Genomic DNA, 20,787 nt, shown 5'->3' on the forward strand with positions numbered 1-20,787 from the left:
TGTCGAAAACCTTATTCAGGCATTTTCAGCGGAGTCGGCGAAACGATCACGCCGTTGTTGTCCGCATAAATGTACTGGCCCGGGTGAAACGTCACACCGGCGAAAGTCACCGGGACGTTGAGGTCGCCAATGCCGCGCTTGTCGGTTTTCATCGGGTGACTGGCCAGCGCCTGCACGCCGAGATCGGTCTGGGCAATGACGTCGACGTCACGGATGCAACCGTAGATCACCAGCCCTTCCCAGCCGTTCTGCGCGGCCTTGGCGGCGATCATGTCGCCCAGCAGGGCGCGGCGCAGCGAACCGCCGCCATCAACCACCAGCACTTTGCCTTTGCCGTTGAGTTCGGCTTGCTCCTTGACCAGCGAATTGTCTTCGAAGCACTTGATGGTCACGATTTCGCCGCCGAAGGAATCCCGGCCGCCGAAATTGCTGAACATCGGTTCCAGCACCTGCACCAGCTCCGGGTAGGCGTCGCACAGGTCAGGCGTAAGGTAATGTTCCATCGAAAAACTCCTGTAACAAGGAAGACGATCAAGGGATGCCGCATTCTGATGAGACGAGTTCCGGCGGTCGCTGTTTACCTTAGTCCATGCCATGGTCGCTGACGCAACCTGAACAAACCCTGAAACGTAATAGCTAAACAGTCACGAAATATGACCAGAACCGCACAATGCGTCATATCTTAGCCGCAAGCCAGGCTGAACGGAACGCCCCTCACACTGCGGAGGCCAGATTCGCTGGCTGCGCAAGCAACGGTGTCTGCTGATCCTTCAACCAGCGCGCCACCAGCGGCCACACTTCAGCCTGCGCAGCTTTGCTCACCAGCATTTCGACATGGCCGAAATTATCCGAGAAGCCCTGCTCGCGGCCCAGGTTGATGAACTGCTTGCACTCTGAGCCGATCTGCTCGAACAGCTTGCGGCAGGCCCACGCCGGATCCTGATGATCGCCCGCTGCCGTCACCGCCAGCACCGGTACCTGAACCTCGGCAAGTCCAGCCCACCAGTCCTTGTCCTTGTCGCCGAAGCGACCGAACAAGCCGTACCAGCGCATGCTTTCGATGGCCAGGCCGATCGGTTCGTCTTCCGGACCGCGTTTGAGGCGTGAGCCGGACAACTGCGCGAAACGCTTGAGAATAAAGCGCCCGCCCCACTCCACCGGTGGAATCTTCAGTGGCCAATAGGTGCGGCTGACCTGGGTGCCGAAAAACGCCGCCGAGGCCACGGCCGGTTCGCCGAGATACTCGCCGCCGAGCGCTGCTGCCAGGGTGATGCCGCCCAGCGAATGGCCGATCCAGTGCGGGATCTGTCCGCTTTGCTCACGCACGAACGCGGCAATCGCCGGCAGATCGTAACGGGCATAATCGGCCACGCGGTTGCGCCGATAGTCTTCGTTGCGCTGGGACAGGCCGTGACCGCGCATTTCCGGAATCCACACGTCGAAGCCCAGCCGCGTCAGATACGCGCCGAGCCCGAGGCCTTTGGGGGAAAACCAGAAGCGCCGATTGGAAAAGCTGCCGTGCAACAGAATCACCGGCACGCCGCGTGGCGCCGTGTCATCGGCCATGCCCAGGCGGGTGACGGCGATCTCTACGGACCAGTCCGGGCTGTTGCCGGGTTTCAATCGATAGACGTCTTCGCTCAGATCGCCGCGCCGCTCGGCGCTGATCAGCGCGACAGGAAACAGGTTGCTGCTGCTTTGCATAATGCTCTTGCACAAAAAAGGGCGGCATCCGATGGAGCCCGCCCTACTTCAATCTCAAGGCCCGGCCCCTGTGGGAGCGAGCCAGCTCGCGAAAGCGGTGTATCAATCAACATCCATGGTGAATGTTGCTCCGTCTTCGCGAGCAGGCTCGCTCCTACAGGGGGCGCGGCCCGTTCACATGTTGATCAAGCCTGTGCCTGACCTTCGGCGAGGAAGAACCAGGTTTCCAGCACGGTGTCCGGGTTCAGCGACACGCTCTCGATGCCCTGTTCCATCAGCCACTTGGCCAGATCCGGGTGGTCCGAAGGACCCTGACCGCAGATGCCGATGTACTTGCCAGCCTTGTTGCAGGCCTGAATGGCGTTGGCCAACAGCTTCTTGACCGCTGGATTACGTTCGTCGAACAGGTGCGCGATGATCCCCGAGTCACGGTCCAGACCCAGCGTCAGTTGGGTCAGGTCGTTGGAGCCGATCGAGAAACCGTCGAAGAATTCGAGGAATTCCTCAGCCAGAATCGCGTTGGATGGCAGTTCGCACATCATGATTACGCGTAGACCGTTCTCGCCACGCTTCAAGCCGTTCTCGGCGAGCAGATCGACCACCTGGCTGGCTTCGCCGAGAGTACGGACGAACGGCACCATGATTTCCACGTTGGTCAGGCCCATCTCGTTGCGCACGCGTTTCAGCGCGCGGCATTCGAGTTCGAAGCAGTCGCGGAACGATTCGCTGATGTAACGCGAAGCGCCACGGAAGCCCAGCATCGGGTTTTCTTCTTCCGGCTCGTAGAGCTTGCCGCCGATCAGGTTGGCGTATTCGTTGGACTTGAAGTCCGACAGACGCACGATGACTTTTTTCGGCGTGAACGCTGCAGCCAGGGTGCTGATGCCTTCCACCAGTTTGTCGACGTAGAAGTCGACCGGGTCGCTGTAGCCGGCAATACGCTTGTCGACGCTGTCCTTGATTTCCTGCGGCAGGCCGTCGTAGTTCAACAGCGCTTTCGGGTGCACGCCGATCATGCGGTTGATGATGAATTCCAGACGCGCCAGACCAACGCCGGCGTTCGGCAATTGGGCGAAGTCGAAGGCGCGGTCCGGGTTGCCGACGTTCATCATGATCTTGAACGGCAGCTCCGGCATGGCATCGACGGAGTTCTTCTTGATGTCGAAGCCCAGTTCGCCTTCGAAAATGTAGCCGGTGTCGCCTTCGGCGCAGGATACGGTCACGCCCTGGCCATCCTTCAGCAACTGGGTGGCGTTACCGCAACCGACCACCGCCGGAATGCCCAGCTCACGGGCGATGATCGCCGCGTGGCAGGTACGCCCGCCACGGTTGGTGACGATGGCGCTGGCGCGCTTCATCACCGGTTCCCAGTCCGGGTCGGTCATGTCGGAAACCAGCACGTCGCCCGGCTGGACCTTGTCCATTTCCGAGACGTCTTTGATGATCCGCACTTTACCGGCGCCGATGCGCTGGCCGATCGCCCGGCCTTCCACCAGTACGGTACCGGTCTCTTTCAGCAGGTAACGTTCCATGACGTTGGCCTGGGTGCGGCTTTTCACGGTTTCCGGACGCGCCTGGACGATGTACAGCTTGCCGTCGTCACCGTCCTTGGCCCACTCGATGTCCATCGGGCAGCCGTAGTGCTTCTCGATGATCATCGCCTGCTTGGCCAGCTCGCTGACTTCGGCATCGGTCAGGCAGAAACGCGCGCGCTCGGCCTTGTCGACATCGACAGTCTTGACCGAACGACCGGCCTTGGCCTCGTCGCCGTAGATCATCTTGATGGCTTTGCTGCCCAGATTGCGACGCAGGATCGCCGGACGACCGGCCTCCAGCGTGCCTTTGTGTACGTAGAACTCATCCGGGTTGACCGCGCCTTGTACGACGGTTTCGCCCAGGCCGTAAGCGCCGGTGATGAACACCACGTCACGGAAACCGGATTCGGTATCGAGGGTGAACATCACGCCGGCGGTGCCGGTTTCCGAACGCACCATGCGCTGCACGCCAGCCGACAGGGCGACCAGTTTGTGGTCGAAGCCCTGGTGCACGCGGTAGGAAATCGCACGGTCGTTGAACAGCGAAGCGAACACCTCTTTAGCGGCGCGGATTACGTTTTCCACACCACGGATGTTCAGGAAGGTTTCCTGCTGACCGGCGAACGAGGCGTCCGGCAGGTCTTCGGCGGTAGCAGAAGAACGCACGGCCACAGCCACATCAGGATTGCCCGCCGACAGCGCGGCGAACGCGGTGCGGATCTCGGCATTCAGTTTTTCCGGGAATTCGGCGTCCATGATCCATTGGCGGATCTGCGCGCCGGTCTTGGCCAGGGCATTGACGTCGTCGACGTCAAGCGCGTCGAGGGCCTTGTGGATCTGCTCGTTCAGGCCGCTCAGTTCGAGGAAGTCACGATAGGCCTGAGCCGTCGTGGCGAAGCCGCCGGGGACCGAAACACCGGCGCCTGCCAGGTTACTGATCATCTCGCCCAGGGATGCGTTCTTGCCCCCCACATGCTCAACATCGTGTTTGCCGAGCTTATCGAGGGAAACTACGTACTCTACCAAGGTGATCTCTCCACTAACTGTGTTGGAAAAGCTCAGAAACCGGCGGCCCGGGGGAGCCTTGGCCGGTTGTATGGCCTGGACCTGGAAAATAAGTGAGAATGCGGGCCAATGGCGGCCGGCAAATCGCGCCTATCATATCCAAGATTCGTTACTAGCTTAAGGCCCAAGGTGCAAATGAAACGATCTGCTTTCTTCATCTCCGATGGCACCGGCATTACCGCCGAAACCCTGGGTCAAAGCCTGCTGGCGCAGTTCGAAAACATTACCTTCAGCAAATTCACGCGGCCCTACATCGACAGCGTGGAAAAAGCGCGGGCCATGGTACAACAAATCAACAAAGCCGCTGAAACCGACGGCTTTCGGCCGATCATCTTCGACACCATCGTCAATCAGGACATTCGTGAGATTCTCGCAACGTCCAATGGTTTCATGATCGACATTTTCTCGACCTTCCTCGCGCCGCTCGAACAGGAGCTTACCGAGCATTCTTCCTACACCGTCGGCAAGTCCCATTCCATTGGGCACAACTCCAATTACATGGAGCGCATCGAGGCGGTGAACTTCGCCCTCGACAACGATGACGGCGCGCGCACCCACTATTACGACAAAGCCGATCTGATACTAGTGGGCGTGTCGCGATGCGGCAAAACGCCGACGTGTCTGTACATGGCCATGCAGTTCGGTATCCGCGCGGCCAACTATCCGCTGACCGAAGACGACATGGAGCGCCTGACCCTGCCGACGGCCCTGCGCGCCCATCAGCACAAGCTGTTCGGCCTGACCATCGACCCGGACCGCCTCACTGCGATTCGCAACGAGCGCAAGCCCAACAGCCGTTATTCGAGCTACGCCCAGTGCGAATTCGAAGTGCGCGAAGTAGAGAACCTGTTCCGCCGCGAGAATATTCCGCACATCAATTCCACGCATTTCTCGGTGGAAGAGATTTCGGCGAAGATTCTGGTGGAGAAAGGGGTTGAGCGGCGGTTCAAGTAGGTTTGCGGTGCCTGATCTGACGCTATCGCGGGCAAGCCCGCTCCCACAGGTTCTGAAGGCGTTCACAATTTCTGTGTTCATCACCATTCCCTGTGGGAGCGGGCTTGCCCGCGAAGAACGATAACGCGGTCCGTCAGATCACAAACAGGTCGATGAATCGATTCACCGCTGTGGCTTCCAGCCGCGCCTGATCCTCACAGAGCGCAAATATCTCAGCGCAACGCTGCCCGGCAAACCGCGTGGCCAGGTTGGCCTTGAACTTGTCCTCCAGCAACGGAATACCTTCGGCGCGGCGGCGGCGATGGCCGATCGGGTACTCCACCACGACGTTCTCGGTGCTGCTGCCGTCCTTGAAAAACACCTGCACGGCATTGGCAATCGAGCGTTTGTCGGGCTCAAGGTATTCGCGGGTGAAGCGCGGTTCTTCAACGATGAGCATTTTTTCGCGCAGCACATCGATGATCGGATGCGCCTTGTGGAAGTCGTCTTCGTAGTGCTCCGCCACCAGATTGCCGAATGCCAGCGGCACGGCGGTCATATATTGCAGGCAGTGGTCGCGGTCGGCTGCGTTGGCCAGCGGGCCGACCTTGGAAATTATGCGGATCGCCGATTCATGGGTGGTGATGACAATGCGGTCGATCTCGTGCAGGCGATTGCGCACCTGCGGATGCAGGGTCACCGCCGCCTCGCACGCCGTCTGCGCATGGAATTCGGCGGGGAAACTGATCTTGAACAGCACGTTTTCCATCACGTAACTGCCGAACGGCCGGGAGAAGCTGAAAGCGCGTTTGTCCGCGGGTTTCAGCGCCAGATCGTTGTTGGTGTGGCTGAACGAAACGTCATAGAAGCCCCATTGCTTCGCGCTCAAAACACCGGGAATGCCCATCTCACCGCGCATGGCGATGTCGGCCAGACGCACGCCGCGACTCGCCGCATCCCCCGCCGCCCAGGATTTGCGCGAGCCAGCGTTCGGCGCATGGCGATAGGTACGCAGCGCCTGACCGTCGGCGAAGGCATGGGACAGCGCCGACAACAGCTGCTCGCGATTGGCACCCATCAGTCTGGCGCTGACGGCGGTCGAGGCGACTTTCACCAGAATGACGTGGTCGAGTCCAACCCGGTTGAAGGAGTTTTCCAGAGCGATCACGCCTTGAACCTCGTGGGCCATGATCATCGCTTCCAGCACATCACGAACCGTCAGCGGCGCCTCACCGTGGGCGACGCGTTTCTGTGACAGGTGATCGGCAACGGCGAGGATGGCGCCGAGGTTGTCCGATGGATGCCCCCATTCGGCGGCAAGCCAGGTGTCGTTGTAATCGAGCCAACGGACGATACAGCCGATGTCCCACGCGGCCTTGACCGGATCGAGGCGATAACTGGTGCCCGGCACTCGTGCGCCGAACGGCACCACCGTGCCCTCGACGATCGGGCCGAGGTGTTTCGTGCATTCAGGGAAACGCAGGGCCAGCAGACCGCAGCCCAGCGTGTCGATCAGGCAGTTGCGCGCGGTGTTCAGCGCCTCGGCGGATTCGGGCTTGAAGGTGAGGACGTAGTCGGCGATGTCCTGCAGGACTGCGTCGTAATCGGGACGGTTGTTCAGGTCGACGTTGGCGCTCATGTTCGATTCACTCGTAAAGTGGTTCGTTGATGGGACCTCGGTTCAGGGCTAACGATTTCTTATGATTGAAATGCAATCCACTGTGGGAGCGAGCCTGCTCGCGAAGGCTGAGTGTCAGTCAACCTTTGCATGTCTGATGCATCGCTTTCGCGAGCAGGCTCGCTCCCACAAGGATATTGCTGTCGCTTAAAAGGAATCTCCGGGCACGCGGACGTAACCTTCCATGAGCACCCGCGCACTGCGGCTCATGATGGCTTTCTTCACCACCCACTCGCCATTCTCCAGCGTCGCTTCAGCGCCCACGCGCAAAGTCCCCGACGGATGCCCGAAACGCACCGCGTTGCGTTCAATGCCTCCCGCAGCGAGATTCACCAACGTGCCGGAAATCGCTGCCGCCGTGCCGATCGCCACTGCCGCCGTGCCCATCATGGCGTGGTGCAGCTTGCCCATCGACAACGCGCGCACCAGCAGATCGACATCACCAGCGGCAATCGCTTTTCCACTCGACGCTACGTAATCCGCAGGCTTGGCGACGAATGCGACTTTCGGCGTGTGCTGCCGCTTGGCGGCTTCTTCCAGATTGGCGATCAGGCCCATGCGCAACGCACCGTAAGCACGAATCGTCTCGAACATCAGCAGCGCTTTTGGATCGCCGTTGATCGCGCCCTGGAGTTCGGTGCCGGTGTAACCGATGTCTTCGGCGTTGACGAATATCGTCGGGATTCCGGCGTTGATCATGGTCGCCTTGAACGTGCCGACACCCGGCACTTCCAGCTCGTCGACCAGATTGCCGGTGGGGAACATCGAGCCACCGCCGCCCTCTTCTTCCGCCGCCGGATCCATGAATTCAACCTGCACTTCGGCCGCCGGAAAGGTCACGCCGTCGAGTTCGAAATCACCGGTTTCCTGCACTTCGCCATTGGTGATCGGGACGTGGGCAATGATGGTCTTGCCGATGTTGGCCTGCCACACGCGCACCACCGCCACACCGTTGTGCGGAATGCGGCTGGCGTCGACCAGACCGTTGCTGATGGCGAACGAACCGACCGCCGCCGAAAGGTTGCCGCAGTTGCCGCTCCAGTCGACGAACGGCTTGTCGATCGACACCTGGCCGAACAGGTAATCGACGTCGTGATCGGCGCGGGTGCTTTTCGACAGGATCACGGTTTTGCTAGTGCTCGACGTCGCGCCGCCCATGCCGTCGATTTGCTTGTCGTACGGGTCGGGACTGCCGATCACCCGCAGCAGCAGCGCATCGCGTGCCGGGCCAGGAACCTGCGCGGCTTCGGGCAGATCGGTCAGGCTGAAGAACACGCCTTTGCTGGTGCCGCCGCGCATGTAAGTCGCAGGGATTTTTATTTGTGGTGCGTGAGCCATGGTGCTCCTTACCGAAGGCATGGGACTTGAGAATCCCACGCCCACAAGTTGATTTAGACGGCTACCGCCGAGCCTTCGAGGAAGTCCTGCGCGAAGCGCTGCAACACGCCGCCGGCCTCGTAGATCGACACTTCTTCAGCGGTATCGAGACGGCAGGTCACCGGCACTTCGACACGCTCGCCATTCTTGCGATTGATCACCAGCGTAAGATCCGCACGCGGCTTGCGCTCGCCGATCACGTCGTAGGTTTCGCTGCCATCGATGGCCAGAGTGTGGCGGTTGGTGCCAGGTTTGAATTCCAGCGGCAACACGCCCATGCCCACCAGGTTGGTGCGGTGAATGCGTTCGAAACCTTCAGCGGCAATCGCCTCGACGCCGGCCAGGCGCACGCCTTTCGCCGCCCAGTCGCGGGACGAACCCTGGCCGTAGTCAGCGCCAGCGATGATGATCAGCGGCTGCTTGCGCTGCATGTAGGTTTCGATGGCTTCCCACATGCGCATGACCTGGCCTTCCGGCTCGACACGCGCCAGCGAACCCTGCTTGACCTTGCCGTTTTCCACGACCATTTCGTTGAACAGCTTCGGATTGGCGAACGTCGCGCGCTGTGCCGTCAGGTGGTCGCCACGGTGGGTGGCGTAGGAGTTGAAGTCCTCTTCCGGCAGGCCCATTTTTGCCAGGTATTCGCCGGCGGCGCTGTCGAGCATGATCGCGTTCGACGGCGACAGGTGGTCGGTGGTGATGTTGTCCGGCAGCACCGCCAATGGGCGCATGGCCTTGAGCGGACGGGCGCCGGCCAGTGCGCCTTCCCAGTACGGCGGACGGCGGATGTAGGTGCTCATCTCGCGCCAGTCGTACAGCGGCGCGACTTTCGGCCCGGTGTCTTCATGCACGGCGAACATCGGAATATAGACCTGACGGAACTGCTCAGGCTTGACCGAAGACTTCACCACCGCATCGATTTCTTCGTCGCTCGGCCAGATGTCTTTCAGGCGAATTTCCCGACCATCGACCACGCCCAGCACATCCTTCTCGATATCGAAACGGATGGTCCCGGCGATCGCGTAGGCAACCACCAGCGGCGGCGAAGCAAGGAATGCCTGTTTGGCGTACGGGTGAATGCGGCCGTCGAAGTTGCGGTTGCCGGAAAGCACGGCGGTTGCGTACAGATCGCGGTCGATGATCTCTTGCTGGATCAGCGGATCGAGCGCGCCGGACATGCCATTGCAAGTGGTGCAGGCAAACGCGACGACGCCGAAGCCGAGCTGTTCAAGTTCAGTGGTCAGCCCCGCTTCATCGAGGTACAGCGCCACGGTTTTCGAGCCCGGCGCCAGCGAGGATTTGACCCATGGCTTGCGCGTCAGGCCGAGCTTGTTGGCATTGCGCGCCAACAGGCCGGCGGCGATGACGTTGCGCGGGTTGCTGGTGTTGGTGCAACTGGTGATCGCGGCGATGATCACCGCGCCGTCGGGCATTTGCCCCGGCACGTCATCCCACTGGCCGGAGATGCCTTTGGCCGCCAGATCGGACACCGCGACGCGGGCGTGCGGGTTGCTCGGGCCGGCCATGTTGCGCACCACCGAGGACAAATCGAAGGTCAGGCCGCGCTCGTATTGCGCACCTTTGAGGCTGTCAGCCCACAGGCCGGTGAGTTTGGCGTACTGCTCGACCAATTGAACCTGCTGGTCTTCACGGCCGGTCAGTTTCAGGTAATCGATGGTCTGCTGGTCGATGTAGAACATCGCCGCCGTGGCGCCGTATTCCGGGGCCATGTTGGAAATGGTCGCGCGGTCGCCGAGGGTCAGCGCTGCTGCACCTTCACCGAAGAACTCCAGCCAGGCACCAACGACTTTCTGTTTGCGCAGGTATTCGGTCAGGGCCAGGACCATGTCGGTGGCGGTGATGCCCGGTTGCAACTTGCCGGTCAGTTCGACGCCAACGCTTTCCGGCAGACGCATCCACGACGCACGGCCGAGCATCACGCTCTCGGCTTCGAGGCCGCCGACGCCGATGGCAATCACACCCAGCGCATCGACGTGCGGCGTGTGGCTGTCGGTGCCGACGCAAGTGTCGGGGAACGCCACGCCTTCGCGCACCTGAATCACCGGGGACATTTTCTCCAGGTTGATCTGGTGCATGATGCCGTTGCCCGGCGGGATCACATCGACGTTCTTGAAGGCCTTTTTGGTCCAGTTGATGAAGTGGAAGCGGTCTTCGTTGCGGCGATCTTCGATGGCGCGGTTCTTCTCGAAGGCCTGGGCATCGAAACCGCCCGCCTCGACGGCCAGCGAGTGGTCGACGATCAGTTGCGTCGGCACCACCGGGTTGACCTGCGCCGGGTCACCACCCTGCAAAGCGATGGCGTCACGCAGACCGGCGAGGTCGACCAGCGCGGTCTGGCCGAGAATGTCATGGCAGACCACCCGCGCCGGAAACCACGGGAAATCGAGATCGCGCTTGCGTTCGATCAGTTGCTTGAGGGAATCGGTGAGCGTGGCCGGGTCGCAGCGACGCACAAGGTTTTCCGCCAGCACGCGGGAGGTGTACGGCAGGGTGTCGTAGCTGCCAGGCGCAATCGCCTCGACCGCCGCGCGGGTGTCGAAGTAATCCAGCGGCGTGCCGGGCAGGTTCTTGCGGAATTCTGTGTTCATCGGGTCAGGACTCGGGTCACGGTGGTTGCAAAGGGTGGGCCAGAAACCTGAGTTACACACCGTCCACTATGGGAGCGAGCCTGCTCGCGAAAGCGGTATATCAGTCGACATCAATGTTGAATGTCAGTCCGTCTTCGCGAGCAGGCTCGCTCCCACAGGGTCTAGCGGTGTTCTCTGGTTCCGGGTCAGCCCACCATTTCAGCGACGTTCGATTGGCACGAACTTGCGCTGTTCGACGCCGGTGTACTCGGCGCTTGGGCGGATGATGCGGTTGTTGGCGCGTTGTTCGAACACGTGCGCGGCCCAGCCGGTCAGGCGCGAGCAGACGAAGATCGGCGTGAACAGCTTGGTCGGGATGCCCATGAAGTGGTAAGCCGAGGCGTGATAGAAGTCGGCATTCGGAAACAGTTTCTTCTGCTCCCACATGGTCTTGTCGATGGCTTCCGAGACTGGGAACAACACCTTGTCACCGACCTCGTCCGCGAGTTTTTTCGCCCAGCCCTTGATCACCTCGTTGCGCGGGTCGCTGTCGTTATAGATCGCGTGGCCGAAGCCCATGATCTTGTCCTTGCGCTCGAGCATGCCGAGGGTGCCTTTGATCGCCTCTTCCGGCGACGAGAAGCGCTCGATCATTTCCATCGCCGCTTCGTTGGCGCCACCGTGCAACGGGCCACGCAGCGAGCCGATCGCCGCCGTCACGCACGAGTACAGATCCGACAAAGTCGAAGCGCAAACCCGCGCGGTGAAGGTCGAGGCATTGAATTCGTGCTCGGCGTAAAGGATCAGCGACACGTTCATCACTTTGACGTGCAGTTCGCTTGGCTTCTTGCCGTGCAGCAGGTGCAGGAAGTGGCCGCCGATGGTTGGCTCGTCGCTGACGCAGTCGATGCGCTTGCCGTCGTGGCTGAAGCGGTACCAGTAGCACATGATCGCCGGGAAAGCAGCGAGCAGACGGTCGGTCTTGTCGCGCTGTTCGGCGAAGTCTTTCTCCGGTTCGATGTTGCCGAGGAATGAGCAACCGGTACGCATGACGTCCATCGGATGCGCGTCAGCCGGGATGCGTTCAAGCACTTCCTTGAGCGCCTGCGGCAGGTCGCGCAGTTTGCTCAGTTTGCTTTGATAGTCGGCCAGTTGCGCTGTTGTCGGCAGTTCGCCGTACAGCAGCAGATACGCGACTTCTTCAAATTGCGCGTCGGCGGCCAGTTCACGCACGTCGTAGCCGCGATAGGTCAGCCCGGCACCGGCCTGGCCCACGGTGGACAGTGCGGTTTGCCCGGCTACCTGGCCACGGAGCCCGGCGCCACTGAGTACTTTTGCTTCGGCCATTGTGTTCTCCAATCTTCTTGAATTTGTATGGGGAAACTTGAGGGAGCGAGCCTGCTCGCGAAAGCGTCGTGTCAGTCACTTTGACATTGCCTGATCCACCGCTTTCGCGAGCAGGCTCGCTCCCACAGGGTTTTGTTCAGCCTTTCTTCTGTGCAAACAACGCATCGAGCTTCTGCTCGAACGTGTGGTAATCGATACGATCGTAGAGCTCCATGCGAGTCTGCATGGTGTCGATGACATTCTGTTGCGTGCCATCGCGGCGGATCGCCGTGTAGACATTTTCCGCCGCCTTGTTCATCGCGCGGAATGCCGACAGCGGATACAGCACCAGAGAAACGTCGGCGCCGGCCAGTTGTTCGGTGGTGTACAGCGGCGTTGCGCCGAACTCGGTGATATTGGCCAGGATCGGCGCTTTCACGCGGTTGGCGAACAGCTTGTACATCTCCAGTTCAGTAATCGCTTCCGGGAAGATCATGTCAGCGCCGGCCTCAATGCACGCCGCCGCACGATCGAGTGCCGATTCCAGACCTTCCACCGCCAATGCATCGGTGCGCGCCATGATCACGAAGCTGTCGTCGGTGCGCGCATCGACGGCGGCTTTGATGCGATCGACCATTTCCTGCTGGCTGACAATTTCTTTATTCGGGCGATGGCCGCAGCGCTTGGCGCCAACCTGGTCCTCGATGTGAATCGCCGCCGCGCCGAACTTGATCATCGACTTGACCGTGCGCGCGACGTTGAACGCCGACGAGCCAAAACCGGTGTCGACATCCACCAGCAGCGGCAGGTCGCAGACATCGGTGATGCGGCGCACGTCGGTCAGCACGTCGTCCAATCCAGTGATGCCCAGGTCCGGCACGCCCAGAGAACCTGCGGCTACACCGCCACCGGACAGGTAGATCGCCTTGAAACCGGCGCGTTTGGCCAGCAGCGCGTGGTTGGCGTTGATCGCGCCGACCACTTGCAAAGGATGCTCGCTGGCGACCGCATCGCGGAAGCGCTGGCCCGGCGTGTTCAGGTTGGAAGTCATGCATCACCTCGTTCAGTGGCTGTCTTGTTGTGGGCGCCGTCCTCGTAGTGACGGGCGATGTTGCGTTTCGAGGCGCCGATGTGGCGGCGCATCAACAATTCCGCGAGTTCGCCGTCACGGTCGGCGATGGCATCGAGAATGCGGTGGTGTTCGGCGAAGGCCTGGTGCGGGCGATTCGGCGTGGTGGAAAACTGGATGCGGTACATGCGCACCAATTGATACAGCTCGCCGCAGAGCATCTGCGTCAGCGTGCGATTGCCGCTGCCCTGGATGATCCGGTAATGAAAGTCGAAATCGCCTTCCTGCTGGTAATAACCGACGCCGGCCTGAAACGCCGCATCGCGCTCGTGGGTTTCCAGGACCCGGCGCAGTTCGTCGATTTCCTCGACGCTCATGCGCTCGGCGGCGAGGCGGCAGGCCATGCCTTCAAGGGATTCACGGATTTCATAGAGTTCGATCAATTCGGCATGGCTGAGCGAGACCACCCGCGCACCGACGTGCGGCACGCGCACCAGCAAGCGCTGCCCTTCCAGACGATGGATCGCCTCACGCAGCGGCCCCCGGCTGATGCCATAGGTGCGCGCCAGCTCCGGCTCGGAGATCTTGCTGCCCGGGGCGATTTCGCCTTTGACGATTGCGGCCTGGATACGCCGGAAGACGTTTTCCGACAGCGTCTCGGAATCGTCGCCACTGATGACCGGGGGATCGAGTTGATCCAGCATGATTGTCGACACCTTTAAATCCAATGCGGCAAAAACTAGCCAATCTGGCCCGATGAGTCAAAGGATAAATAGGTATTGTCGACAATCGTCTAATAACCGCTGCCAATCGATCATCTATTACTGTGGGAGCGAGCCTGCTCGCGAAGGCGGCAGGTCAGTCGGCTTCTGCATCGAATGACACAGCGCATTCGCGAGCAGGCTCGCTCCCACAAGGGTGGCACCCCTTGCAGGTTTTGGGTCGGCGCAAGCGCTGGCGCCATAAAACCACCGTGCTAGAATGCCGCCCGCATTTGCGGGTCTTTTGTACGGCTTGCCATAAAAAGCTGCCAGGCACACGCGGGGGCTTGCGCACGGTTGTGCGGGCACCTGAACCGATAACGGAACGCTGCGCACCAGGATTTATGAGACTCAAGCCTTTCCCCACCTTTTTTGCTCTGTTTTGCCTGCCCGGCCTCGCCGCCGCGGGGGAAAAAACCGTGTATGGCCTCAACGAATACGCTTCGCTTGACGGCATCAACCTCGAAGTTGCGGCCAAACTCGACACCGGGGCGAAAACCGCCTCGCTGAGTGCCCGCGACATCAAACGCTTCAAACGCAACGGTGAATCCTGGGTACGCTTCTACCTGGCCATCGACACCGCGCATTCGCACCCCATCGAACGGCCACTGGCGCGAGTCAGCAAGATCAAGCGCCGCGCCGGCGATTACGATCCGGAAGAAGGCAAGCAGTACACCGCCCGCCCGGTGATCGAGCTGGATATCTGCATGGGTTCGGCAATGCGCAGCATCGAAGTGAACCTCACCGACCGAAGTGCGTTCCAATACCCGCTTTTGATCGGCTCCGAGGCGCTGAAACGCTTCGACGCGCTGGTCGACCCCAGTCTTAAATACGCTGCCGGCAAACCTGCCTGCACCATCGCCGCTCACACCGCCGAGTAATTTCCATGCGTTCTCTAACCTTCCACCTGAAAATCCTGATCGCCGTGCTGGTGCTGCTGGGCGTTTCGGTTACGGCCTATCAGATTTTCGTGCTCGGCATCCCGGTGACCGAAGACGCCACCGACGACCTGTGGAACATCGACGCCAAGGTCGAGTTCGTCGCCAGCACCAAAGATCCGGTGAAGATCCAGATGTTCGTGCCGCCGTTGAGCCGCGATTACGTGAGTCTCAACGAAAGCTTCATCTCCAATAACTACGGCGTAGCGGTGAACCGCATCGACGGCAACCGCAAGGTGACCTGGTCGGCCCGTCGCGCCAAGGGCAACCAGACGCTGTATTACCGTTTGGTGCTGACAAAGCGCTACACCGCGGAAAAATCCAAGGTCAAAGGCCCGACCTTCCGTGACAGCATGGTCATCGAAGGCCCGGAAAAAATCGCCGCCGAAGCCCTGCTCGCGCCGATCCGCCAACATTCGGCCGACGTCGAAACCTTTATTGGCGAGGCGATCAAGCGCGTCAACAACGTCAACGACGACAACGTCAAATTGCTGCTGGCCGGCGATCCGTCGACTTCGCACAAAGCCAAGATCGTCGAACTGCTGCTGTCGATTGCCCACGTTCCGGTAGAAAAAGTCCACACCATCCGCCTCGTCGCCGATCAGCCTCAGACTCCCGAACTGTGGCTGCGCAGCTTCAACGGCAACGACTGGCTGTACTTCAACCCGGAAACCGGTGAGCAAGGCCTGCCGACCGATCGCCTGCTGTGGTGGACCGGCGACGAAAACCTGATCACCGTCGACGGTGGCAAGAAAGCCAACGTGACCTTCAGCTTGAACAACAGCGAGATGAACGCGATTCGTCTGGCCAAGCTGACCGACGAAAACACTGACGCCAACTTCCTCGATTACTCGCTGTACGGCTTGCCGCTGCAGACCCAGCAGACCTTCATGATCATGGTGATGATCCCGATCGGTGTGCTGGTGATCCTGATCCTGCGCAACCTGGTCGGCCTGCAGACCCTCGGCACATTCACCCCGGTGCTGATCGCCCTCGCCTTCCGCGAAACGCAGCTGGGCTTCGGCATCCTGCTGTTCACAGTGATCACGGCGCTGGGCCTGTCATTGCGCTCGTATCTCGAACATCTGAAGCTGCAAATGCTGCCGCGCCTGTCGGTGGTGCTGACGTTCGTGGTGGTGTTGATTGCGGCGATCAGTCTGTTCAGCCACAAGCTGGGGCTTGAGCGTGGCTTGTCGGTGGCGCTGTTCCCGATGGTGATTCTGACCATGACCATCGAACGTCTGTCGATCACCTGGGAAGAACGCGGCGCCAACCATGCGCTGAAAGTCGCCATCGGCACGCTGTTCGCCGCCTCCCTGGCGCACCTGATCATGACCGTGCCGGAGCTGGTGTACTTCGTATTTACCTTCCCGGCGATCCTGCTGATTCTGGTCGGTTTCATGCTGGCGATGGGTCGCTATCGCGGCTACCGCCTGACCGAACTGGTACGTTTCAAGGCATTCCTGAAGAAGGCTGACGCCTGATGTTCGGTTTCTGGAAGACCTGGAAGGCCCTCGAGGCGCGCGGCATCATGGGCATCAACCGCCGAAACGCGGACTACGTGCTCAAGTACAACAAGCGCAGCCTGTACCCGATCGTCGATGACAAGATCCTCACCAAGGAACGCGCCATCGCCGCCGGCATTCATGTGCCGGAGCTGTACGGGGTGATCTCCACCGAGAAGGAAATCGACAAGCTCGACGAGATCATCGGCGGGCGCAGCGACTTCGTGATCAAACCGGCGCAGGGCGCGGGTGGCGACGGCATCATCGTCATCGCCGACCGCTTCGAAGGCCGTTATCGCACGGTGTCGGGCAAGATCCTCGCCCACGAGGAGCTGGAACATCACATCTCCAGCATCCTCACCGGCCTGTACTCGCTGGGCGGCCACCGCGACCGCGCGCTGATCGAATACCGTGTGACCCCGGACCAGATCTTCAAAAGCATCAGCTACGAAGGCGTGCCGGACATCCGCATCATCGTGCTGATGGGTTACCCGGTGATGGCGATGTTGCGTCTGCCGACCCGCCAGTCCGGCGGCAAGGCCAACCTGCACCAGGGCGCCATTGGCGTCGGCGTCGATCTGGCCACCGGCCTTACGCTGCGCGGCACCTGGCTGAACAACATCATCACCAAACACCCCGACACCACCAACGCGGTGGATGGCGTGCAACTGCCCTACTGGGACGGTTTCATGAAACTCGCCGCCGGCTGCTATGAGCTGTGCGGGCTGGGTTATATCGGCGTGGACATGGTGCTCGATCAGGAAAAAGGCCCGCTGATCCTCGAGCTGAATGCGCGGCCGGGGCTGAACATTCAGATCGCCAACGATTGCGGCCTGACCTTGCGTACCCACGCGGTTGAAGCGCGGCTGGAAGAGCTGAAGGCGCGGGGCGTGACGGAGTCGGTTGAAGAGCGGGTGGCGTTTACCCAGGAGATGTTTGGGCATATTCCAGCTGTCGAAGGCTAAAAGCTCAAGAGCCCCTCACCCTAACCCTCTCCCAAAGGGAGAGGGGACTGACCGAGGTGGATGTTGGAGGTACGCCGACCTGAACGTCTTGAGTCGAACTCAAGCTTTGAAAAGCATGAAGATCGGCTCCCTCCCCCAAGATATCGAGCCGAACCCAAGTTTTGAAAAGCCCCCGATCTGCTCCCTTTCCCCCTCGCCCCCTTGGGGGAGAGGGTTGGGGTGAGGGGGAGGCTTTTGACTTTGATCTGGCAGCGCAGAGGACTACAATCCCCACCCCGCCTCAACGGCTGATCTGCCCCGCCCATGCTGACCTGCTCCGTACACCCACTGCCCTACCGCGCCAATCCCGCCGACTACTTTGCGGCCATTCGCAACGCACCTGGCGCCGTGCTGCTCGACAGCGGCCGGCCGAGCGCCGAACGCGGCCGTTATGACTTGTTGAGCGCCTGGCCGCTGGAACAACTGGCGGTGTTGCCGGAGGAAAGCGGTGCGCATTTCCTCCAGCGCTTGCGTGACCATCTCAGCCGCTTGGGCGAAGCTCAGTTGCCTGCCGGGTATGAATTACCATTCGCCGGCGGATTGATCGGCTATTTGAGCTACGACTTCGGGCGACATCTGGAAAACCTGCCGAGTCAGGCGCTGGATGACCTGCAACTGCCCGATGCGCGTTTTGGCCTGTATGACTGGGCGCTGATCAGCGATCACCACGCGCAAACCAGCCAACTGGTCTTTCATCCTTCGCTTGTCGACAGTGAACGGCAGCGATTGGTCGCGCTGTTCACTCAGCCTCAATTTGACGCGCTGGCGCCATTCAAACTGAACGCCCCCATGGCCGCTGATCTCTCGGCCGACGACTACCGTCAGGCCTTCGAGCGTATTCAGGATTACATCCAGGCTGGTGACTGCTATCAGGTCAACTTCGCGCAACGCTTTCGTGCTGAATGCCAGGGCGATCCGTGGCTGGCTTACTGCGCTTTGCGTCAGGCCTGCCCGACGCCGTTCTCCGGTTTCCAGAGCCTGCCCGACGGCGGCGCGGTGCTGAGCCTGTCACCGGAACGTTTCGTCAGAGTCAGCCAGCGCCAGGTTGAAACGCGTCCGATCAAGGGCACCCGCCCTCGCGGCCTGACTCCAGACGAAGACGCCGCCAATGCCGCCGAACTGCTGGCCAGCCCCAAGGATCGCGCGGAAAACCTGATGATCGTCGACCTGCTGCGCAACGACCTCGGGCGCACTTGCCGCATCGGCTCGGTGCGGGTGCCGGAGTTGTTCAGTCTGGAGAGCTATCCGAATGTGCATCATCTGGTCAGCAGCGTGACCGGTGAACTGGCGGCGGATCGTGACGCGCTCGACCTGATCGCCGGCAGCTTCCCCGGCGGCTCAATCACCGGCGCACCGAAGATTCGGGCGATGCAGATCATCGACGAGCTGGAGCCGACCCGGCGCGGTCTGTATTGCGGCTCGTTGCTGTATCTGGACGTGCGCGGCGAGATGGACAGCTCCATCGCCATTCGCAGTCTGCTGGTCAAGGATGGCCAGGTGTGCTGCTGGGGCGGCGGCGGGATCGTCGCCGATTCGGACTGGCAGGCGGAGTATCAGGAGTCGATGACCAAAGTCAGAATCCTCCTGGAAACCCTGCAAAACCTCTGAGGAATGATCGTTCCCACGCTCCGCGTGGGAATGCAGCCAGGGACGCTCCGCGTCCCATCCAAAGCCGAACGCGGAGCGTCCGTTGAGGCATTCCCACGCAGAGCGTGGGAACGATCATCAATGCATTTTCTTGTGGGAGCGAGCCTGCTCGCGAAGACGTCCTTCCAGACGACTACAAACTCAGCTCTCTATTAGAGGCCTTGAGAAATTCCTGCTTCAGCTCTTCAAACGTATGCACCGCCGGGAACTGCGGAAACTCGCGAATCACGTTGTCCGGCGCATGAAACAGAATCCCCGCGTCCGCCTCGCCGAGCATGGTCGTGTCGTTGTATGAATCCCCCGCCGCGATCACCCGGTAGTACAGGCTCTTGAACGCCAGCACCGACTGACGCTTGGGATCTTTCTGACGCAGTTGATAGCTGGTCACCCGCCCGCTTTCGTCAGTGATCAAGCGATGGCAAAGCAAGGTCGGGAAGCCCAGTTGGCGCATCAGTGGCTGTGAAAACTCATAAAAGGTGTCCGAGAGAATCACCACCTGGAAACGCTCGCGCAGCCAGTTGACGAACTCCACCGCGCCGTCCAGCGGTTTCAGTGTCGCGATCACTTCCTGAATGTCCGCAAGCTTGAGGCCGTGCTCATCGAGGATGCGCAGGCGCTGCTTCATTAGTACGTCGTAATCGGGAATGTCCCGGGTGGTGGCCTTGAGGGAGTCGATTCCGGTTTTTTCGGCGAAGGCGATCCAGATTTCCGGTACCAGTACCCCTTCAAGATCCAGGCAAGCAATTTCCACAAGACACTCCCGTTTATAGTGATTATTTGAGTCAAGCGAGGCCGAACTCTAGCGTCTGCACCCGAGGCGCGCAACGCAGAGGACGCCCCGGCCGCGGCAGCTTTTTGTTACCATCGGCCCCCTATAGAGCGCCCGAGCGCCATTGACCTGTAGGAAGCCGCCCTGATGAGCCCAACGTTCGACGTCGTGGAACTCGCCACGACCTATGCCAACAAATCCGCCCAGGACATCCTCAAGCTCGCCTTCGCCGAGTTCGGCGATGACTTGTGGATATCTTTCAGCGGCGCCGAGGACGTGGTGCTGGTGGACATGGCGTGGAAGCTGAACAAGAACGTCAAAGTCTTCAGCCTCGACACCGGCCGCCTGCATCCGGAGACCTACCGTTTCATCGAGCAGGTGCGCGAGCATTACAAGATCGATATAGAAATCGTCTCGCCGGACTACACGAAACTCGAACCGTTCGTGAAGGAAAAAGGCCTGTTCAGTTTCTACAAGGACGGCCACGGCGAATGCTGCGGCATCCGCAAGATCGAGCCGCTGCGCCGTAAGCTGTCCGACGTCAAAGCGTGGGCCACGGGCCAGCGCCGCGACCAGAGCCCGGGCACCCGCAGCGCCGTGGCGGTGCTGGAAATCGACACAGCCTTCTCGACACCGGAACGCACCCTGTACAAGTTCAACCCGCTGGCGCAGATGACCAGCGAGGAGATCTGGGGTTACATCCGCATGCTCGAACTGCCCTACAACAGCCTGCACGAGCGCGGTTTCATCAGCATCGGCTGCGAACCCTGCACCCGCCCGGTGCTGCCGAACCAGCACGAGCGCGAGGGCCGCTGGTGGTGGGAAGAAGCCACGCAGAAAGAATGCGGACTGCACGCGGGGAATATCATCAGCAAGAGCAAGGTCTGA

At 60.7% G+C, this 20,787-nt stretch carries 16 protein-coding genes; 6 read left to right on the top strand and 10 right to left on the bottom strand.

Going from position 1 to position 20,787, the window contains the following annotated elements:
- Window positions 1-11: 11 nt before the first annotated feature.
- From rraA to ppsA, 3 genes are all read right to left on the bottom strand, one after another.
- The gene (gene rraA, locus AB4N48_RS15185) at window positions 12-503 is read right to left on the bottom strand and encodes a ribonuclease E activity regulator RraA (protein ID WP_039762996.1); all 492 of its coding nucleotides are present in this window, start codon (window positions 501-503) and stop codon (window positions 12-14) included.
- 211 nt (window positions 504-714) lie between these two features.
- Complete coding sequence (locus AB4N48_RS15190; protein WP_252877761.1) at window positions 715-1,704, bottom strand: alpha/beta fold hydrolase; 990 nt, start codon at window positions 1,702-1,704, stop codon at window positions 715-717.
- A gap of 185 nt (window positions 1,705-1,889) precedes the next feature.
- Window positions 1,890-4,265: a phosphoenolpyruvate synthase gene (gene ppsA, locus AB4N48_RS15195; protein WP_041479139.1), complete on the bottom strand. Its 2,376-nt coding sequence runs from the start codon at window positions 4,263-4,265 to the stop codon at window positions 1,890-1,892.
- A gap of 174 nt (window positions 4,266-4,439) precedes the next feature.
- Between ppsA and ppsR the strand changes: the two genes are divergently transcribed.
- Window positions 4,440-5,258: a posphoenolpyruvate synthetase regulatory kinase/phosphorylase PpsR gene (gene ppsR, locus AB4N48_RS15200; RefSeq protein ID WP_016773826.1), complete on the top strand. Its 819-nt coding sequence runs from the start codon at window positions 4,440-4,442 to the stop codon at window positions 5,256-5,258.
- Window positions 5,259-5,391: 133 nt separating this feature from the next.
- Here the strand turns inward: ppsR and prpD are convergent, their stop codons facing one another.
- The 6 genes from prpD to AB4N48_RS15230 all read right to left on the bottom strand — a co-directional run bounded on the left by prpD (window position 5,392) and on the right by AB4N48_RS15230 (window position 13,976).
- Window positions 5,392-6,876 (bottom strand): 2-methylcitrate dehydratase, encoded by a 1,485-nt coding sequence (gene prpD / locus AB4N48_RS15205; RefSeq protein ID WP_460093861.1) that lies wholly within the window; start codon window positions 6,874-6,876, stop codon window positions 5,392-5,394.
- Between the two features lie 186 nt (window positions 6,877-7,062).
- Window positions 7,063-8,253 carry a 2-methylaconitate cis-trans isomerase PrpF gene (prpF, locus tag AB4N48_RS15210; RefSeq protein ID WP_460093863.1) on the bottom strand — a complete coding sequence of 397 codons (1,191 nt, stop codon included), beginning with the start codon at window positions 8,251-8,253 and terminating at the stop codon, window positions 7,063-7,065.
- A 53-nt stretch (window positions 8,254-8,306) separates the two neighbouring features.
- On the bottom strand, window positions 8,307-10,901 hold the full coding sequence (acnD, locus tag AB4N48_RS15215; RefSeq protein ID WP_460093864.1) for a Fe/S-dependent 2-methylisocitrate dehydratase AcnD: 2,595 nt from the start codon (window positions 10,899-10,901) through the stop codon (window positions 8,307-8,309).
- Window positions 10,902-11,099: 198 nt separating this feature from the next.
- Complete coding sequence (gene prpC / locus AB4N48_RS15220; protein ID WP_460093866.1) at window positions 11,100-12,227, bottom strand: bifunctional 2-methylcitrate synthase/citrate synthase; 1,128 nt, start codon at window positions 12,225-12,227, stop codon at window positions 11,100-11,102.
- Window positions 12,228-12,363: 136 nt separating this feature from the next.
- Complete coding sequence (gene prpB / locus AB4N48_RS15225; RefSeq protein WP_150635869.1) at window positions 12,364-13,257, bottom strand: methylisocitrate lyase; 894 nt, start codon at window positions 13,255-13,257, stop codon at window positions 12,364-12,366.
- A complete protein-coding gene (locus tag AB4N48_RS15230) occupies window positions 13,254-13,976 on the bottom strand; it encodes a GntR family transcriptional regulator (RefSeq protein WP_177180867.1) in 723 nt (240 codons plus the stop codon). Before AB4N48_RS15230 ends, prpB begins: the two co-directional genes overlap by 4 nt.
- Window positions 13,977-14,380: 404 nt before the next feature.
- Between AB4N48_RS15230 and rloA the strand changes: the two genes are divergently transcribed.
- The 4 genes from rloA to pabB all read left to right on the top strand — a co-directional run bounded on the left by rloA (window position 14,381) and on the right by pabB (window position 19,091).
- Window positions 14,381-14,917 (top strand): retropepsin-like aspartic peptidase RloA, encoded by a 537-nt coding sequence (rloA, locus tag AB4N48_RS15235; protein WP_016773819.1) that lies wholly within the window; start codon window positions 14,381-14,383, stop codon window positions 14,915-14,917.
- 5 nt (window positions 14,918-14,922) lie between these two features.
- The gene (rloB, locus tag AB4N48_RS15240) at window positions 14,923-16,458 is read left to right on the top strand and encodes an osmotic stress tolerance membrane protein RloB (protein ID WP_024012295.1); all 1,536 of its coding nucleotides are present in this window, start codon (window positions 14,923-14,925) and stop codon (window positions 16,456-16,458) included.
- Complete coding sequence (locus tag AB4N48_RS15245) at window positions 16,458-17,444, top strand: alpha-L-glutamate ligase-like protein (protein ID WP_056784132.1); 987 nt, start codon at window positions 16,458-16,460, stop codon at window positions 17,442-17,444. The genes rloB and AB4N48_RS15245 overlap by 1 nt, the downstream gene beginning before the upstream one ends.
- A gap of 303 nt (window positions 17,445-17,747) precedes the next feature.
- The gene (gene pabB / locus AB4N48_RS15250) at window positions 17,748-19,091 is read left to right on the top strand and encodes an aminodeoxychorismate synthase component I (protein ID WP_460093868.1); all 1,344 of its coding nucleotides are present in this window, start codon (window positions 17,748-17,750) and stop codon (window positions 19,089-19,091) included.
- 172 nt (window positions 19,092-19,263) lie between these two features.
- Here pabB and thrH read toward each other — a convergent pair whose 3' ends face one another.
- Window positions 19,264-19,881 (bottom strand): bifunctional phosphoserine phosphatase/homoserine phosphotransferase ThrH, encoded by a 618-nt coding sequence (thrH, locus tag AB4N48_RS15255; RefSeq protein ID WP_460093870.1) that lies wholly within the window; start codon window positions 19,879-19,881, stop codon window positions 19,264-19,266.
- A 165-nt stretch (window positions 19,882-20,046) separates the two neighbouring features.
- Here thrH and AB4N48_RS15260 point away from each other — a divergent pair, with 165 nt between their 5' ends.
- On the top strand, window positions 20,047-20,787 hold the full coding sequence (locus AB4N48_RS15260) for a phosphoadenylyl-sulfate reductase (RefSeq protein WP_041479156.1): 741 nt from the start codon (window positions 20,047-20,049) through the stop codon (window positions 20,785-20,787).

This window comes from Pseudomonas sp. S2_C11 (assembly GCF_054668395.1).